The 14,650-nt window shown below is 45.7% G+C and carries 17 protein-coding genes and 1 tRNA gene; 12 read left to right on the top strand and 6 right to left on the bottom strand.

What is annotated here, in order from left to right; translation table 11 throughout:
• The first annotated feature begins 11 nt into the window (after window positions 1-11).
• The 10 genes from ntrB to JaK3_RS08150 all read left to right on the top strand — a co-directional run bounded on the left by ntrB (window position 12) and on the right by JaK3_RS08150 (window position 7,072).
• Window positions 12-872: a nitrate ABC transporter permease gene (gene ntrB / locus JaK3_RS08195; RefSeq protein ID WP_068323273.1), complete on the top strand. Its 861-nt coding sequence runs from the start codon at window positions 12-14 to the stop codon at window positions 870-872.
• Entirely contained in the window at window positions 862-1,725 is an 864-nt protein-coding gene (locus JaK3_RS08190; protein WP_068323272.1) for an ABC transporter ATP-binding protein, read from the top strand. Before ntrB ends, JaK3_RS08190 begins: the two co-directional genes overlap by 11 nt.
• Window positions 1,726-1,755: 30 nt before the next feature.
• Window positions 1,756-2,199: a cyanase gene (gene cynS / locus JaK3_RS08185; RefSeq protein WP_068323271.1), complete on the top strand. Its 444-nt coding sequence runs from the start codon at window positions 1,756-1,758 to the stop codon at window positions 2,197-2,199.
• 88 nt (window positions 2,200-2,287) lie between these two features.
• Window positions 2,288-2,728, top strand: coding sequence for a PAS domain-containing protein (locus tag JaK3_RS08180; RefSeq protein WP_068323269.1), 441 nt, complete (start codon window positions 2,288-2,290; stop codon window positions 2,726-2,728).
• Between the two features lie 273 nt (window positions 2,729-3,001).
• Complete coding sequence (dusA, locus tag JaK3_RS08175; protein WP_240480922.1) at window positions 3,002-4,084, top strand: tRNA dihydrouridine(20/20a) synthase DusA; 1,083 nt, start codon at window positions 3,002-3,004, stop codon at window positions 4,082-4,084.
• A gap of 67 nt (window positions 4,085-4,151) precedes the next feature.
• Window positions 4,152-4,227, top strand: a tRNA-His gene (locus tag JaK3_RS08170).
• 52 nt (window positions 4,228-4,279) lie between these two features.
• Window positions 4,280-5,065: a formylglycine-generating enzyme family protein gene (locus JaK3_RS08165; RefSeq protein WP_068323267.1), complete on the top strand. Its 786-nt coding sequence runs from the start codon at window positions 4,280-4,282 to the stop codon at window positions 5,063-5,065.
• Window positions 5,066-5,068: 3 nt separating this feature from the next.
• A complete protein-coding gene (locus JaK3_RS10910) occupies window positions 5,069-6,400 on the top strand; it encodes an ATP-dependent DNA helicase (RefSeq protein WP_068323263.1) in 1,332 nt (443 codons plus the stop codon).
• A gap of 55 nt (window positions 6,401-6,455) precedes the next feature.
• Window positions 6,456-6,746: an AbrB/MazE/SpoVT family DNA-binding domain-containing protein gene (locus tag JaK3_RS08155; RefSeq protein ID WP_068323261.1), complete on the top strand. Its 291-nt coding sequence runs from the start codon at window positions 6,456-6,458 to the stop codon at window positions 6,744-6,746.
• A gap of 5 nt (window positions 6,747-6,751) precedes the next feature.
• Window positions 6,752-7,072: a type II toxin-antitoxin system PemK/MazF family toxin gene (locus JaK3_RS08150; RefSeq protein WP_068323752.1), complete on the top strand. Its 321-nt coding sequence runs from the start codon at window positions 6,752-6,754 to the stop codon at window positions 7,070-7,072.
• Window positions 7,073-7,076: 4 nt separating this feature from the next.
• Here JaK3_RS08150 and JaK3_RS08145 read toward each other — a convergent pair whose 3' ends face one another.
• The 4 genes from JaK3_RS08145 to JaK3_RS08130 are packed head-to-tail and all read right to left on the bottom strand — an operon-like array spanning window position 7,077 to window position 11,546.
• Window positions 7,077-8,666 (bottom strand): gamma-glutamyltransferase family protein, encoded by a 1,590-nt coding sequence (locus JaK3_RS08145; protein WP_068323257.1) that lies wholly within the window; start codon window positions 8,664-8,666, stop codon window positions 7,077-7,079.
• Window positions 8,667-8,708: 42 nt separating this feature from the next.
• Window positions 8,709-9,743, bottom strand: coding sequence for a Bug family tripartite tricarboxylate transporter substrate binding protein (locus tag JaK3_RS08140; protein ID WP_240480921.1), 1,035 nt, complete (start codon window positions 9,741-9,743; stop codon window positions 8,709-8,711).
• The gene (locus JaK3_RS08135; RefSeq protein ID WP_068323254.1) at window positions 9,733-11,118 is read right to left on the bottom strand and encodes an NAD(P)/FAD-dependent oxidoreductase; all 1,386 of its coding nucleotides are present in this window, start codon (window positions 11,116-11,118) and stop codon (window positions 9,733-9,735) included. Before JaK3_RS08135 ends, JaK3_RS08140 begins: the two co-directional genes overlap by 11 nt.
• Window positions 11,119-11,144: 26 nt before the next feature.
• The gene (locus JaK3_RS08130) at window positions 11,145-11,546 is read right to left on the bottom strand and encodes a nuclear transport factor 2 family protein (protein ID WP_068323252.1); all 402 of its coding nucleotides are present in this window, start codon (window positions 11,544-11,546) and stop codon (window positions 11,145-11,147) included.
• A gap of 94 nt (window positions 11,547-11,640) precedes the next feature.
• On the opposite strand from JaK3_RS08130, the gene aptA reads away from it, so the two are divergent.
• Window positions 11,641-12,981, top strand: a complete 1,341-nt coding sequence (gene aptA / locus JaK3_RS08125; RefSeq protein WP_068323249.1) for an omega-aminotransferase AptA — start codon at window positions 11,641-11,643, stop codon at window positions 12,979-12,981.
• 17 nt (window positions 12,982-12,998) lie between these two features.
• On the opposite strand, the gene JaK3_RS08120 is transcribed toward aptA, so the two are convergent.
• Together JaK3_RS08120 and JaK3_RS08115 are read right to left on the bottom strand one after the other, a co-directional pair.
• A complete protein-coding gene (locus JaK3_RS08120) occupies window positions 12,999-13,727 on the bottom strand; it encodes an LrgB family protein (RefSeq protein WP_068323247.1) in 729 nt (242 codons plus the stop codon).
• Window positions 13,720-14,067: a CidA/LrgA family protein gene (locus JaK3_RS08115; protein ID WP_068323245.1), complete on the bottom strand. Its 348-nt coding sequence runs from the start codon at window positions 14,065-14,067 to the stop codon at window positions 13,720-13,722. Before JaK3_RS08115 ends, JaK3_RS08120 begins: the two co-directional genes overlap by 8 nt.
• A 130-nt stretch (window positions 14,068-14,197) precedes the next feature.
• On the opposite strand from JaK3_RS08115, the gene JaK3_RS08110 reads away from it, so the two are divergent.
• Window positions 14,198-14,647 carry a (2Fe-2S)-binding protein gene (locus tag JaK3_RS08110; protein WP_068323243.1) on the top strand — a complete coding sequence of 150 codons (450 nt, stop codon included), beginning with the start codon at window positions 14,198-14,200 and terminating at the stop codon, window positions 14,645-14,647.
• Window positions 14,648-14,650 lie beyond the last annotated feature (3 nt).

Here is a 14,650-nt window from a genome sequence, read left to right as displayed (position 1 = left end):
AAGGTAAATGAATGAAAACAGCATCAATTAAGGTTAAGGGCGCAATTCTATCGGTTGTAATTTTACTCATGTGCTTGTTTATCTGGCATATGGCGACAACACAAAAGGTTACGCCGCCGCCTGGGGTATCAACTGCCTCTAGTGAGTACAGCAGCCTTATGGGTCAAGGTGGTAGTGAGCCCGTTCAAAAAACTGGATTTCCAACCTTAACGCAAATGGGGGAGACTATCTATAAGCAGTTGTCACACCCTTTTTATGACAATGGTCCGAACGATAAGGGAATCGGTATTCAACTTGCTTATTCTTTGGGGCGTGTTGCCTTGGGATTCTTGTTGGCAATGATTGTCGCTATTCCGTTTGGATTCTGGATTGGCATGTCACCTTTGGCTTATGAGGCATTTAATCCATTCATTCAAATCCTCAAACCGATTTCACCATTGGCTTGGATGCCTATTGCGCTTTACACCATTAAAGACTCTGCGATTTCTGGAATTTTCGTGATCTTTATTTGTTCCGTATGGCCAATGCTCCTAAACACAGCATTTGGAGTTGCCAATGTACGTAAAGAATTATTAAACGTTGCTAAAACATTAGAGGTTTCTCCTTTGCGGAAGGCATTTTTAGTTATTCTTCCTGCCGCTGCACCAACGATCTTGACAGGTATGCGCATCTCTATGGGGATTGCATGGTTAGTAATCGTTGCTGCTGAGATGCTTGTTGGCGGCACTGGAATTGGTTACTTCTTGTGGAATGAGTGGAATAACCTGTCACTCTCCAGTGTGATTTTTGCGATTCTTTTAATTGGTATTGTTGGAATGTTGCTTGATACAGCATTTGGCAAGTTACAAAAGGCGGTTTCTTATGCAGATTGAAAATACATTTCTAAAAGTTTCAAACCTCAGTAAGGCATATAAAGCTGATGCACCTCCGGTATTTGAAGGAATAGATTTTGAAATCGAAAAAGGTGAGTTCGTTTGCATCATCGGTCACTCCGGATGTGGCAAAACCACTATTTTGAATGTGCTTGCCGGTCTTGAAGAAGCCACTGGCGGCGATGCCATCATGCTTGGCAAGCGAATTCAGGGGCCTGGTTTAGAGCGTGGCGTTGTATTTCAAGGGCATGCATTAATGCCTTGGATGACAGTCCTGCAGAATGTGGCTTTTGCGGTGAAGTCAAAGTATCCCGATTGGTCAAAAGAGCAGATTACTGAGCATTCCAAAAAGTATCTAGCGATGGTCGGCTTGGTAAATGCTGAAAATAAAAAACCATCTGAATTATCCGGTGGTATGAAGCAAAGGGTTGGTATTGCAAGAGCTTTTGCAATTGAGCCAAAAATGCTACTACTTGATGAGCCATTTGGCGCCTTGGATGCGTTAACTCGCGGGGTTATTCAGGATGAGCTTCTCAAAATTTGCAAAGAAACGAATCAAACTGTATTTATGATCACCCATGATGTTGATGAAGCAATTTTGCTTTCTGACAAAATTATGCTGATGAGTAACGGCCCTAATGCACGTATTGCTGAAATCGTTGTCAATACTTTGCCCAAAGGAAGAAAGCGGGCTAATTTACATCATGATGCTATGTATTACCCAATGCGAAACCATTTGGTAGATTTTCTAGTCAATCGATCAAAGGATCTGCAGGTAAAAGGAGCTAATGGTGAGTTAGATGGTTACAAGCCTGTAATAGTGCTTCCAGGCGTTGATGCGGTTGTTGCTTAATAAACTAAAACTTAAAACTAGGAGAAAAAGATGGATCGTTCAGTAGTTACACAAAAAATTATCGAAGCCAAAGTTCGCAATGGCATGAAATGGAGTGAGATCGCAAAAGCAATAGGCGAATCAAAGGAGTGGGTTACTGCGGGTTGTTTAGGTCAAATGACCTTTACTAAGGCGCAAGCTGAAGCCGCTGGCAAGTTATTTGATTTGACTGATGAAGAAATGGCTTGGTTGCAAATTGTTCCTTATAAAGGATCCCTGCCAACTGCCGTGCCAACAGATCCATTGATCTATCGTTGGTATGAGATTGTGAGTGTTTATGGCACTACTATTAAAGAGCTAATCCATGAAGAGTTTGGCGATGGCATTATGAGTGCAATTGATTTCTCAATGGATATTCAGCGTGAGCCAGATCCAAAAGGAGATCGTGTTCAAGTCGTGCTGTCAGGCAAGTATCTTTCTTACAAGACTTACTAAAAATAGAAGCGCCTCCTGAGAACCACCTTCGGGTGGTTTTTTATTGGGGTATGCTTAGTCATAAATTACTTAAAAATAGAGTTTAAAAATGCCAAATGCTATAGATTTCGAAACACTTGTTAGCCAAATTGGCGAGGCTGTGATTATTTCCGATCGAGATGAGAATATCTTGTTTTGGAACGCATCCGCCGAGCGTGTTTTTGGATATAGCTCAGACGAGGCCCTAGGAAAAACTCTCAGTATTATTACGCCCGAGCGTTTTAGAGAGCGCCATTCAAAAGGATATTTTCATACCATTCAGACTGGTGTGACAAAGTATGGAAATGCCTTATTGAGAGTGCCTGCTGTCCATAAAGATGGTCGCTCTATTTCTATTGCTTTTTCAGTGAGCATGCTTTTTGATGATCAAAATCAACCTATTGCTATAGCTGCAGTTGTTCGGGATGAGACTGAGCGCTTCCAGGAGGAGCGTAATTTAAAGGCCAAGTTAGCTGCATATGAGAAGGTAGGTAACGCTCCAAACGGGTAATATTGCTGCAAAAATAGCCTTTTCAAATAGCTGCTTTGGGTCGTTAGCAGTCGTACAAATAGTCAAAAAATATGATGAATTTAGGGCAAATTTAGGACAAATTTCTCTGATAGTTTTTAGAAATGTCTAAATAATTAGTGTGACTTGTGTTTTCGTGATTCATTTTCCTTTGCGTAAACATTTCTCTTAAAGGCTCTAGGGATCAGGTTTTATTTGGCTTCCAGCCAAAACACACTAAAATAATCAGTAATAAATTATTGACAAAAAGTGTCTGTGGAAAACAAGAAAAAGAAGAGATTGTGCACTGCACCAATGATGGAATGGACTGACCGCCACTGCCGCTCTTTCCATCGCACGCTTACTAAAGAGGCTGTTCTATATACCGAGATGGTTACTACAGGTGCTCTGTTGCATGGGGATGTGCCACGTCATTTAGATTACTCACAAGACCAGCATACGGTAGTGCTTCAGCTTGGAGGTTCCGAGCCTTCTGATTTGGCTAAATCAGCAGAGCTAGCTCAGCAGTGGGGTTACGATGAAATTGACCTGAATTGTGGATGTCCCTCCGAGCGCGTCCAGCGCGGTGCCTTTGGTGCATGCTTAATGGCAGAGCCTAATTTAGTGGCTGACTGTGTCAAGGCAATGAAGAGTGCAGTTGATATTCCGATCTCAGTGAAACATCGGCTGGGCTTAGATTCCATGGATGCTGCAAACTCAGAAGCCGATTATCAATTTGCTCTGAACTTTATTCTGGCAGTTGCTGATGCGGGTGCTAGTCAAGTCACTATTCATGCGCGTAATGCAGTCCTAAAAGGTCTATCCCCAAAAGAGAATCGCAGTAAGCCACCATTACGTTATGAAGTAGCTGCACAACTTCGCTTAGATGCGCAAAAGCAATTCCCTACTTTAAAAGTCTTGCTAAATGGTGGTCTAGAAACTAATGAGCAAATTGCTGGTCATTGGGATGACTTTGATGGTTTTATGGTGGGAAGGGCGGCCTATCATTTCCCGGCATTGCTCCTGGGTTGGGATGACATGATCAATACTGATGGTGACGCTGCCGGATACCTCTTTAGTGAAACTGAATGGCATCGCATACAAATTGCATTGGTTAAGCAGGTCCACGCCTGGTTTGATGAATGCCAGGCTAAAGGCAAGCCTTTCTATATAGGCGCCTTCACAAGACATATTTTGGGGCTTGCTCATGGCAGGGCGGGCTCGCGCTATTGGCGTCAACGACTCTCGGATCACCATGCCTTAGCGAAGGTGCAGAGCAAGGCGGCTATCACAGACTTTTTCATAGATGCCAGCCTGTGCCTTGGAGATTGGGCGGCTTTTGAGTTCGAAAGCCCCTAAATACGGGCTGCAAAGAGGCATTTTTGACAGGTTTTTGAGCAAAAAGCTATAATCTATGTCTTCAGTGGCGGACGTAGCTCAGTTGGTAGAGTCCCAGATTGTGATTCTGGTTGTCGCGGGTTCGAGCCCCGTCGTTCGCCCCACTAAATATCTCGAGAGCTCCCAAGTGGAGCTTTTTCTATTACAGTCTCTGGTATGAAAAAATTTGATTTCTCTACCATCCTATTTGGTCTGCTACTAACGGCTATTGCTGCATACTTCATGCTGAGGTCATCTCCAAGTCAGGGTGCTCCAAAATCATCGATTCCTACGGTCCAAGTTGGTAATCTCGTTTGGGATCAAACCGAGATGAATATTGCTGATGTCAAAACATTTGCCACCTCGACTGGCTTTGTTAGTGCTGCAGAGAAGAAAGGTGGCGGTCTATCTTATGAAGGCAGTTTTGTTCAAAAACCAGGATGGACCTGGAAAACGCCTTATGGTGTACCTGCAAAAGATGCTGAGCCAGCAGTTCATCTAAATCAAAAAGAAGCAGAAGCGATTTGTCGTTACTACGGCAAACGTTTGCCAACAGATGCAGAGTGGACTAGCGCTGCTTTCCTGGAGCAAAGAAGCAATCCTCCGGCTGGGTACTCAAAGGGTCAACGCTATCCTTTCCCTGGTGGTACAAATCCGAGCCCTTCACACTGCCTAAGTGGATGTGGTGACTACAAAGGTTTGGCTCCAGCTGGTGCGCTTAATCGCGGCACTGGGCACGTGACTACCAACACTACTAAGCCTGGCGTCAATGGCATGCATGACATGGGTGGTAATGTCTGGGAATGGACTGCAACTGAGCGCAATGGTGGTTACATTACTCGTGGCGCTTCATGGTGGTATGGCCCCGAAAGACAGCAAGAGTCTGATGTGGAATCAAAACCAGGCGATATCGCTGTGGTTTACATCGGATTTCGGTGCGTGGCTGATGCCGTGAAACAATAGGGGATGTCTACCCCAATCCCGCAATCCTCCGATATAGAAATCACACCCGATTACGAGGCGGTGATAGAGGCTATAGAGCGACACGATCCTTATATCTTTGTAAGTGGTAAAGCGGGCACCGGTAAAACCACTTTAATTGGTTATCTACGTGAGGCTATTCCGGGTAATGTGGTGGTGGTTGCTCCTACAGGGGTGGCTGCATTGCAAGTCAAAGGGGTAACGATTCACTCCTTCTTTAGATTGCCACCGCGACTCATCTTCCCTGAAGAGGATATCAAGCCGCTGCGTGACAAGCGGCTTTACAAAGACATTCGATTACTCATCATTGATGAGATCTCCATGGTGCGTGCTGATGTAGTTGATGCGATGGATCTGTTTCTACGCGAGAACGGTCCGCAAAAAGGTCAGCCTTTTGGTGGCATTCAGGTGATGTTTGTTGGGGATTTATTTCAGCTACCTCCGGTGGTCTCGAGTAGCGATATGCAAGTACTGGCTGATCGTGGGTATGAGGGGCCTTATTTCTTCTGCGCTATGGCATTGCATCGTAAAGATGTCACGATGGTTGAGCTTTCTAAAATATTCCGGCAAAAAGATGAGCACTTTGCCGGTCTACTCAACCGCATTCGGATTAATCAAGATGTTGATGAGGCAATTGATATCCTCAATGCGCAGTGCTATCGCAAAGATGAGCAAGTTGATGAGCAGACTATTACTCTCACCACGACAAATGCCCGTGCTGATCAAATCAATGGAGCTGGGCTGCGAGCCATCACCACCGAGGGTAAGGTGTATGCCGGTAAATCGACTGGAAAATTCAATGTCGATGAGCGTAATCTACCGTCACCAAATAGTTTAGTACTCAAGATCGGCGCTAAGGTGATGTTTACAGCAACAGATCCAGGCTTTCCAAAGCGTTGGGTCAACGGTACGATCGGAGTCGTCCGTGAGATGCTGCCAGATAAGGTAAAGGTCATGGTACAAAACGGACCATACTCCAATACTGTTGAGGTAACAGGTCATCAGTGGGAATCCTATCGCTATGATCACGACATGATGTCAGGAAAGATCTCTCCGAGCATCATCGGCACTTACGTGCAGATTCCGCTAATGCTTGCTTGGGCAGTAACTATTCACAAGAGTCAGGGCAAGACTCTGGATAAGGTGAAGGTTGATCTCTCATCAGGTGCTTTTGCCTCAGGGCAGGTCTATGTAGCCCTCAGTCGTTGTAAAACGATCGAAGGCATTTCTCTACAAAGACCAATTGAACCTAGAGATGTAAGTTGTGATCAGGAGATCAAGCGCTTCTATATGAATTGCCTTCCTTCCGCCAAATAGGGGTATTTGAGTCTATTTGACTTGCCGTTTTTAATGTAATAACATTGTTATTACTATGAATAAAAGTCATAAATCTCCTCAACAAGCAAGCGCGCCTTTGCAAATAGCTATAAGACCTGTTGGTAACTCTAAGGGTGTGGTTATTCCAAAGATTATTCTTGAGCAAACTGGGATTGAGGGGGTTGTTGAGATGGCAGTTGACGGCGAAAAAATTATCCTCAGTAAGCCAAAAAATATATTGCGTGAACATTGGGCTCGGGATGCACAAAACCTTGTCAGGGCAGGAGAGGATGAATTGGTTCTCGGTGACTTTGCAAACGAGGAAGATGGAGACTGGGTTTGGTAAAAAGCATGGTGTCCCGCGGCGAGATCTGGCTTATCAACTTGGATCCAACAATTGGTAGTGAAATTAAAAAAACAAGACCCTATATTGTGGTTTCGCCGCAAGAGTTAAACGATCATTTACGAACAGTTATCGTAGCGCCAATGACCACCAAGGGTAGGCCCGCAGGCTTTCGAATTCCCATCACACACGACGGTAAAAAAGGACTGATTCTTTTGGATCAAATTAGATCCATAGATAAATTGCGCCTCGTTAAGAAAATTGGGAAGAGTAATCCCAAGACTTTATCTGCAAGTCTTAACGTTTTACAGGAAGCTTTTGCTCTTTAGGAAATTAAAAACCGGCTGCCAAACCGTCACGGCGATGATCGCTGCCGGCAATATAGGCTGAATTTGCGTCTTCACTTAACTTAGCAATCGCTTGTGCGCTACCAAAATCAAGGCTATTAGCAGGTTGTACGGCTACTTCATGGCCTAGAGCTTTTAAGCCCTCAACAACACTTGCTGGCATTGAGGCTTCAACCGTGAGCTTACCTAAATCATCAATGCGCCAGCGGGGCGCATCTGAGCAAGCCTGAGGGTTGAGATATTCATCAACAAAGCGCATCACAAACTGGATATGACCCTGAGGTTGCATGTTGCCGCCCATCACGCCAAATGCCATGGTGGGCTTGCCGTCCTTGGTCAGGAATGCGGGAAGAATCGTATGGAACGGACGCTTACCCGGCGCCACTTGATTGGGGTGCCCATCTTCTAATCTGAAGCTCATGCCTCGATTATGGAAAGCAATGCCACCTGGTGCAACTACGCCAGAGCCAAAACCTTTGAAGTTTGACTGAATATAAGAAATCATCATGCCGGATTCATCGGCAGCGCATAAATACACTGTGCCGCCAGAGTGAGGGTCACCAGCACCATAGCTGCCAGCTTGATGGTGATCAATCATGGCAGCGCGACTTGCTAGATACTCTCTATCTAACAAGCTTGTAACAGGCATTTTCATTGAGCGTGCATCCGAAACGTAGGCATACACATCGGCAAAGGCCATGCGCATTGCTTCAATTTGTAAATGAATACGCTGCGCAGAGTTAGCGGGGTATTGCTTGACGTTCGCTGCTTGCAAAATACCTAAAGCGATTTGGGCTGCTATACCTGAGCCATTCGGGGGAATTTCATGGAGGGTGTAGTCGCCGTAGTCAAAGGCGAGGGGCTCAACCCATTCGGATTGGTTGTCAGCAAAGTCTTGCATAGTGAAGCAACCACCGGTGGCTTGTGCAAAGTCGACCATGCTCTGAGCGAGTGGACCTTTATAGAAGGATTCGCCTTCTGTAGCGGCAATTTCTTTTAGCGTTTTAGCTTGCGCTGGGTATTTCCAGATTTGACCTGCCTGTGGAGATTTACCATCAATCAAAAATGACTCAGAAAAGCCTGGCTGATTCTTCAGAATCGGAATTGCTTCACGCCATTGACGTGCAATCACCGGAGATACCGGAAAACCATTTTCAGCGTAATCAATCGCGCGTTTGAATAATTGAGCAAACGGCAACTTTCCAAACTTGCGAGACAAGTCAATCCAACCCGCGACCATGCCTGGAACGGTTACCGTATTCCAGCCGATTAAATCCATCGCTGATTTGCCGGCAAAATACTCAGGCTTCCATGCCGCAGGAGCACGACCAGAAGCATTTAAGCCATGTAGCTTTTTCCCATCCCACAGAATGGCAAAGCCATCACCGCCTAAACCATTCATTGTAGGTTCGACAACGGTAAGGGTAATGGCAGTTGCCAACGCAGCATCAACCGCATTACCGCCGTTTTGTAAAACCTCAATTCCAGCTTGAGTTGCTAGCGGCTGAGAGCTAGCAACGGTATTTCTGGCCAGAACAGGAGCGCGGCCACCACCAAAGGGAGGGGAAATCAACATAGTAAGTCTTCTAGTTATGCAATGCGGTTACGAATGAATCAATTAATCAATTTTAATATTTGAAGCCTTCACAATCTTGGCCCACTTTTCATGTTCAGCAATGGTGATCTCAGCTAATTTTTCTGAATTAGCAAACTGAGGATGTATACCTTGATTAGCTAACTTAGTTTTAAAGTCTGGATTTGTCAGAATTTTGCGAATTTCTCTTTCCAGGCGTGCAACTATTGCAGGTGAAGTTCCTTTAGGTGCGTAGATGGCAAACAAATTCTCCACATCGAATTTTTTCATGCCATCTTGCTCAAAGGTAGGAACGTTAGGCATCAAAGGTGAGCGCTCTGAAGAGGCAATTGCGATTGGCCTTAGCTTACCGCTTTGAATATGTGGCAAAGATGCTGTAATGCTGTCAAACATCATCAAAGTATTGCCAGCGATTAAATCAGGCAATGCAAAGCTGCTACCTTTATAGGGGATGTGTACCCCGGTAGCGCCTATACGCTGCATAAATAATTGGGACTCTAGATGAGATAGGGTGCCATTGCCTTGTGATGCGTAATTAAAGTTGCCGTTCTTGGATTTAATAAATGCAATTAGTTCGGTCATATTCTTGGCGGGAACGCTTGGATTCACCTCTAAGACATGAGGTACTGAACCCACTAGTGCTACGGAAACAAAGTCTTTTTGCAAGGAAAAGGGCGGGTTGTTAAAAAGGGCTTGGGCAATTGCCTGATTTGTTAAGGCGCTAAAGTGAATTGTGTAGCCATCTGGATTTGCTTTGGCTGCGGCAGTCATACCAATCATTCCGCCACCGCCGGGTTTGTTTTCAATTACCACCGCCTGACCCAAGGCATCTCCTAATGGTGCAGCAATACTACGCGCAAAGACATCAGTTGAGCCTCCCGCAGGGAAGGAGAGAATCATTTGAATCGGTTTTTTGGGCCAATCAGTATCGGGTGCCGCAATGCTGACATTGACTAATCCAAGAGCAGCAGTGATGCCGAAGACGATGCGATGAATGAGATTCATGGGTGCCTTTGTAGAGTGTGAGTTGAGTTTTTGAGTGAGAGGATTATTTTTCATCTATGAGCCAATACCACTTATAGAGAAAGCTTTGCCCCAATCTTCTAAATGGAGCCAGTGTCTCCGAGCGCACTTTTCCAAAGAGATTAGGAAATTCGAGAGGGGAGTTATAAATCGGTAACTTAAATACTTCAGAATTGACTTTGCTTCCAGCCACTAGTTCAGCCAAGCGTTTGCCAGCCCAGGTAGAGAAGGAGACGCCATTACCACCATAGCCTAAAGCGTGCCATACCATTTGCTTTGGATCGGGTTGAGTGATGCGAGGCATCATGTCATGACTGACATCTACCCATCCCCACCAGGAGTAATCAATCTGAATACCTGCTAACGGTGGAAACTTTCTAGCGATAGCATCTGTTAATAGTTTGAGATGTTCTGGGGCATTTGCATCGGCACCGCTAATGGAGCTACGGCTACCTAACTGCAAACGATTGTCTTTCAGTAGGCGGTAATAAAAACGTAAAGTGCGTGTATCCGTCAAGAAAGTGTGTGTACGAAAATTACATGCTGCTATCTCTGCATCAGTCAGCGGTCTAGTCACCACTGAATTTGACAAAATTGGAAGGATGCGATTTTTGATGGGCTTTAAGCCCTGCACACCATAGCCGCCGGTGCAGATGGCAATCCGCTTGGCGCGAACAATGCCGCCGGGGGTTCTGATGTGATGAACGCCATTGATTGTTTCCCAAGATTCAACGGGGCTACTGGTATGGATCTTCACTCCCAAGCTTTGCGCTTTCCGAAGTAATCCATAGGTAAATTTGAGTGGATGAATGCCAACACCTTCACGCTCTAGAAGTGCTCCAGCAGCATCACGATCGTCGCAGTATTGCTCTCTTAGCTCTTGCGCACTCATGAGGAGTGGGTCGTAGCCAAATACTTCTTTTCGAACTTTCGCTTCATTCTGAAGGTAAGTCATCTTCTCTGTGCGATGGGCAACGTATAAGTGACCGCCATCAGTGGCATCACAATCAATTTGACTCACTAATTCTTTGAAGTTTTCAAAGCCGGTATAAATTTCTCGATCAAGTTTCTTGGCAGTATCTAAACCCCAGCGCTCAATCCATTGAGAGCGAGACAAGCGACCGCTGGCATTTTGTCCTTGACCACCGCTTCTGCTAGAGCAACCCCAAGCAGTTTGGTTAGCTTCCAGAATCACTGCCTTGATGCCATGCTCTTGTGCTAAGTAAAGTGCAGTTGAAATCCCGGTTGATCCCGAACCAATTACAACAACATCGGCATCAAAGTCTTGAGTGACGGGCCCATCATTTGGTGGAGGTGTACCGGCGCTTGCTACCCAGTAGCTTGGCGCATAGTCTCGACCTGTCCCAGGGTTTTGGGAGGTGAGGGGGTCATAAAGCGGGTCGTATTTCATCGGGATTTAGTCTAGGGCATTTCCAATTATTTTGCTGCCGGCAAATTCGGTCGATTCTTGCGAAAAACATTCTTTAGTTGAATCTTGCCATCTTTGAAAGTGAAGACATCTACCCCGTCAGCTTCTACGCGTGATCCATCGGCCGCCGTTCCAGTAAATGTCCACTCTGAGACTCCAAAATTCTCGTGAACAAAATGTCGATCATGAGTCCATTGGGCGTCTGGAAAGTTGATCCAGGCACTTTCAAATGCCGACCTTACTGCTTGAAGACCCTCATAGCGTGCTCCATACGCCTCCGGCCCTGCTGCAGTCTGAAAGACGCAGTCATCACTCATGAAGCTCATTAGAGAATCAATATCGTGACGATTCCAGGCGGCGCTGAAGGCTGCTAAGGTAGCTACTGTAATTGGTTCTTTAGTATTTGGCATAGTGCTTATTGCTTAAATTCATGAGGGTGATTAATGAAATTCAGTTTGATTGCTATAGTATCGAATAAATCCAATAAACACATATGAGACAAGCATGGACACTTCTGTAAAGTCAGTTGATATGTCAGCCTATTGGCTGCCTTTCACTCCTAATCGCTATTTTCAGCATCATCCGAAGATCATGCAGTCCGCTAAAGGAGCTTACTACTATGACGATCATGGACGAAAGCTATTTGATGGACTATCAGGGCTCTGGTGCTCCCCATTAGGGCACGCTGATCCGCGTATTGGTGCAGCCATCCAAAAACAATTTGAAACCATGGATTATTGCCCTGCGTTTCAGATGGCGAGTGAAACGGCATTTAGATTGGCGACCCGTATTGCAAAAATGGCGCCTGCGGGATTGGACAAAGTCTTCTTCACCAACTCTGGTTCAGAGGCAGTTGATACTGCATTAAAAATTGCAATTGGTTATCACCGTGTGATGGGTAATGCCTCGCGTACTCGCCTGATTGGGCGGGATCGCGCTTACCACGGTGTTGGTATTGCAGGTATATCAGTGGGTGGCATGGTTGCCAATCGCAAAATGTTTGCCAGTATGATGATGCCAGGCGTAGATCATCTACCGCACACGCTCAATCTATCGCAAATGGCTTTCTCAAAAGGGCAGCCAAAGTGGGGCGCTCATTTGGCTGAAGAGCTGGAAAAAATTGTCACATTACATGATGCCAATACGATTGCCGCAGTCATTATGGAGCCGGTACAAGGCTCTACAGGCGTTATTGTTCCGCCGGATGGTTACCTTCAAAAGATTCGTGAGATCTGTACTAAGCACGGCATTCTATTGATCTTTGATGAAGTGATTACCGGTTTTGGTCGCTTGGGTGCTAACTTTGGCGCAGATCGATTTGGCGTAACGCCTGACATGATTACCTTTGCTAAGGGAATTACAAATGGCGTCATTCCAATGGGTGGTGTGATTGTGCGTGGCGATATTTACGACAGCATCATTACTAATGGTGGTCAAGAACAATCCATTGAATTCTTTCACGGCTATACCTACTCAGGTCATCCAATACCTGCAGCTGCTGGTCACGCAGTGCTAGATATTTTTGAATCCGATGATTTGGTCAATCGTGCGCGAGCGCTTGAGCCTGTGCTTGAGGATGGTTTGCATGCACTAAAAGGCAAGTCCGGAATTTTGGATATTCGTAATTTTGGTTTGTCAGGTGCCGTTGAGTTAGATCCTGTACCAGGTAAGCCAGGTCTGCGCTCCATGAAAGTCCTAGAAGCTTGTATCGAAAAGGGCGCGCTAGTTCGTGTGGCTGGTGATGCGATTGCAGTAGGCCCTCCATTCATCTCCACGCCAGAAGAAGTGCAATTTCTCTGCAGCGTTCTAGGCGAAGCGATTGATGTCGCTATGCAGATTAAGTAATCAGATCAAGCAAGTTATCACTTATTGAATAAGTGATAAATCACAGGGATCGCAACGGCGCTCACTACGCCGTTCATTCCCATGGCTAGGCTGGCATAGGTTCCTGCTTCAGGGTGAATGCTAAAGGCTCGTGATGTACCAATGCCGTGCGCACCAATGCCAATAGCGAAGCCTCTTTGCCACCAGGCCTTCATGCCCAATGCATTGAGAACAAAAGGCGCCAAGATTGCACCTAGGATTCCGGTGCTCACTGCAAAGATAGCAGTGAGGGTGGGTGAGACACCAATACGCTCGGCGATACCCATGGCAATTGGTGCTGTAACTGATTTGGGATACATAGCCCCAGTAATGCTGGAGTCCGCCCCGAGTAGGGTAGCAATGCCCACAGCGCTAATGATCGAAACTAAGCCACCAGTACACAGCGACGCAATTAAAGGAATGGATCTTCCTTTAAGACTACTTAGGCCTCTATAAATAGGTATTGCCAAAGAAACGGTTGCCGAACCCAATAGGAAGTGAATAAACTGCGCACCCTCAAAGTAGGTTGAGTAGGGCATCTCAATAAATTGAATCATGCTCGCCACAATCAGAATGGCAATGGCCACTGGATTGGCTAGCGGATTCTGATGGGTTGCCTTGTAAATGGCTAGCCCAATTTGATAGGCGGCTAGGGTAATAAATAGGGCAAACAGCGGGCTCCCAGATAAGTAGACCCATATCTCGACTATGGAGTGCTTTTCACTCATGAGTTTCTTTCTTGCTCAGGAGGCGTGCAACAAAAGCACTGGAGGCGATAGTGAGTATGACGCTACCGATCAGGGCGCTAATAATGGCAAGAGCATTGGCTTGCAATTGAGGCAGAAATAGCACAACGCCAACAGCTGCTGGAACAAAGAGCAGGCCAAGGTATTGGCTGAAGCCGTCGGCAACCATTGCCAGCTCGGAATTGATCCCCTTGCGCAAAACTAGCCAAAGAACCAGAAGCACTAGCCCAATGACTGGTCCAGGTAGCGTCGGCAGTAGAAACTTAGAGACAAGCTCGCCAAGACTTTGAAAGAGAAGGATTTGTACAAGGCCAGAGATCATGTATTGATCTTACTGCTCAATAATTTATGTTGCAAAGCAATAAATCAATTCTTGGTTAAGATGAACGTACTAATAGGAGGGGTATTTTTAATACCCTAATAACAATAAAAGAGTTAACAGGAGACCACGCATGGCCGAACTAAATGTGAATGGCAAAAAGTACAAGCTGGATGTTGATCCAGAGACCCCATTGCTTTGGGTAATCCGCGAACAAATTGGATTAACTGGCACTAAATACGGTTGCGGTATTGGCGCATGTGGTGCTTGTACAGTTCTATTCGAAGGTCAGGCTGTCCGTAGTTGCGCTATCCCTGTTGCTGCAGTAGAGGGTAAAAAAATTGAGACCATTGAAAGCTTGGAAAAGAATGGCCAATTATCTAAAGTGCAAAAAGCTTGGGTTGATAACCAAGTGCCTCAGTGCGGTTACTGTCAATCTGGCATGGTGATGGCAACGACAGCTTTGTTGCGCAACACGCCGAAGCCAACAGATGCGCAAATCGATGCGGCCATCACTAATATTTGCCGTTGTGGTACTTTCCAAGAAGTACGTGCAGCTATTCATGCTGTAAGCAAGGCTTAAGGG

This window comes from Polynucleobacter yangtzensis, assembly GCF_001595965.1.
In the GTDB taxonomy this organism is placed as follows: Bacteria; Pseudomonadota; Gammaproteobacteria; order Burkholderiales; family Burkholderiaceae; genus Polynucleobacter; species Polynucleobacter yangtzensis.
This window is presented reverse-complemented; position numbering and strand designations above follow the sequence as displayed.

Bases quoted from the DNA above. Each gene is read 5' to 3' on its own strand.
- ntrB (WP_068323273.1), top strand. From the start codon at position 12: ATGAAAACAGCATCAATTAAGGTTAAGGGCGCAATTCTATCGGTTGTA.
- JaK3_RS08190 (WP_068323272.1), top strand. From the start codon at position 862: ATGCAGATTGAAAATACATTTCTAAAAGTTTCAAACCTCAGTAAGGCA.
- cynS (WP_068323271.1), top strand. From the start codon at position 1,756: ATGGATCGTTCAGTAGTTACACAAAAAATTATCGAAGCCAAAGTTCGC.
- JaK3_RS08180 (WP_068323269.1), top strand. From the start codon at position 2,288: ATGCCAAATGCTATAGATTTCGAAACACTTGTTAGCCAAATTGGCGAG.
- JaK3_RS08165 (WP_068323267.1), top strand. From the start codon at position 4,280: ATGAAAAAATTTGATTTCTCTACCATCCTATTTGGTCTGCTACTAACG.
- JaK3_RS10910 (WP_068323263.1), top strand. From the start codon at position 5,069: ATGTCTACCCCAATCCCGCAATCCTCCGATATAGAAATCACACCCGAT.
- JaK3_RS08155 (WP_068323261.1), top strand. From the start codon at position 6,456: ATGAATAAAAGTCATAAATCTCCTCAACAAGCAAGCGCGCCTTTGCAA.
- JaK3_RS08150 (WP_068323752.1), top strand. From the start codon at position 6,752: ATGGTGTCCCGCGGCGAGATCTGGCTTATCAACTTGGATCCAACAATT.
- JaK3_RS08145 (WP_068323257.1), bottom strand. From the start codon at position 8,666: ATGTTGATTTCCCCTCCCTTTGGTGGTGGCCGCGCTCCTGTTCTGGCC.
- JaK3_RS08140 (WP_240480921.1), bottom strand. From the start codon at position 9,743: ATGAAAAATAATCCTCTCACTCAAAAACTCAACTCACACTCTACAAAG.
- JaK3_RS08135 (WP_068323254.1), bottom strand. From the start codon at position 11,118: ATGAAATACGACCCGCTTTATGACCCCCTCACCTCCCAAAACCCTGGG.
- JaK3_RS08130 (WP_068323252.1), bottom strand. From the start codon at position 11,546: ATGCCAAATACTAAAGAACCAATTACAGTAGCTACCTTAGCAGCCTTC.
- aptA (WP_068323249.1), top strand. From the start codon at position 11,641: ATGGACACTTCTGTAAAGTCAGTTGATATGTCAGCCTATTGGCTGCCT.
- JaK3_RS08120 (WP_068323247.1), bottom strand. From the start codon at position 13,727: ATGAGTGAAAAGCACTCCATAGTCGAGATATGGGTCTACTTATCTGGG.
- JaK3_RS08115 (WP_068323245.1), bottom strand. From the start codon at position 14,067: ATGATCTCTGGCCTTGTACAAATCCTTCTCTTTCAAAGTCTTGGCGAG.
- JaK3_RS08110 (WP_068323243.1), top strand. From the start codon at position 14,198: ATGGCCGAACTAAATGTGAATGGCAAAAAGTACAAGCTGGATGTTGAT.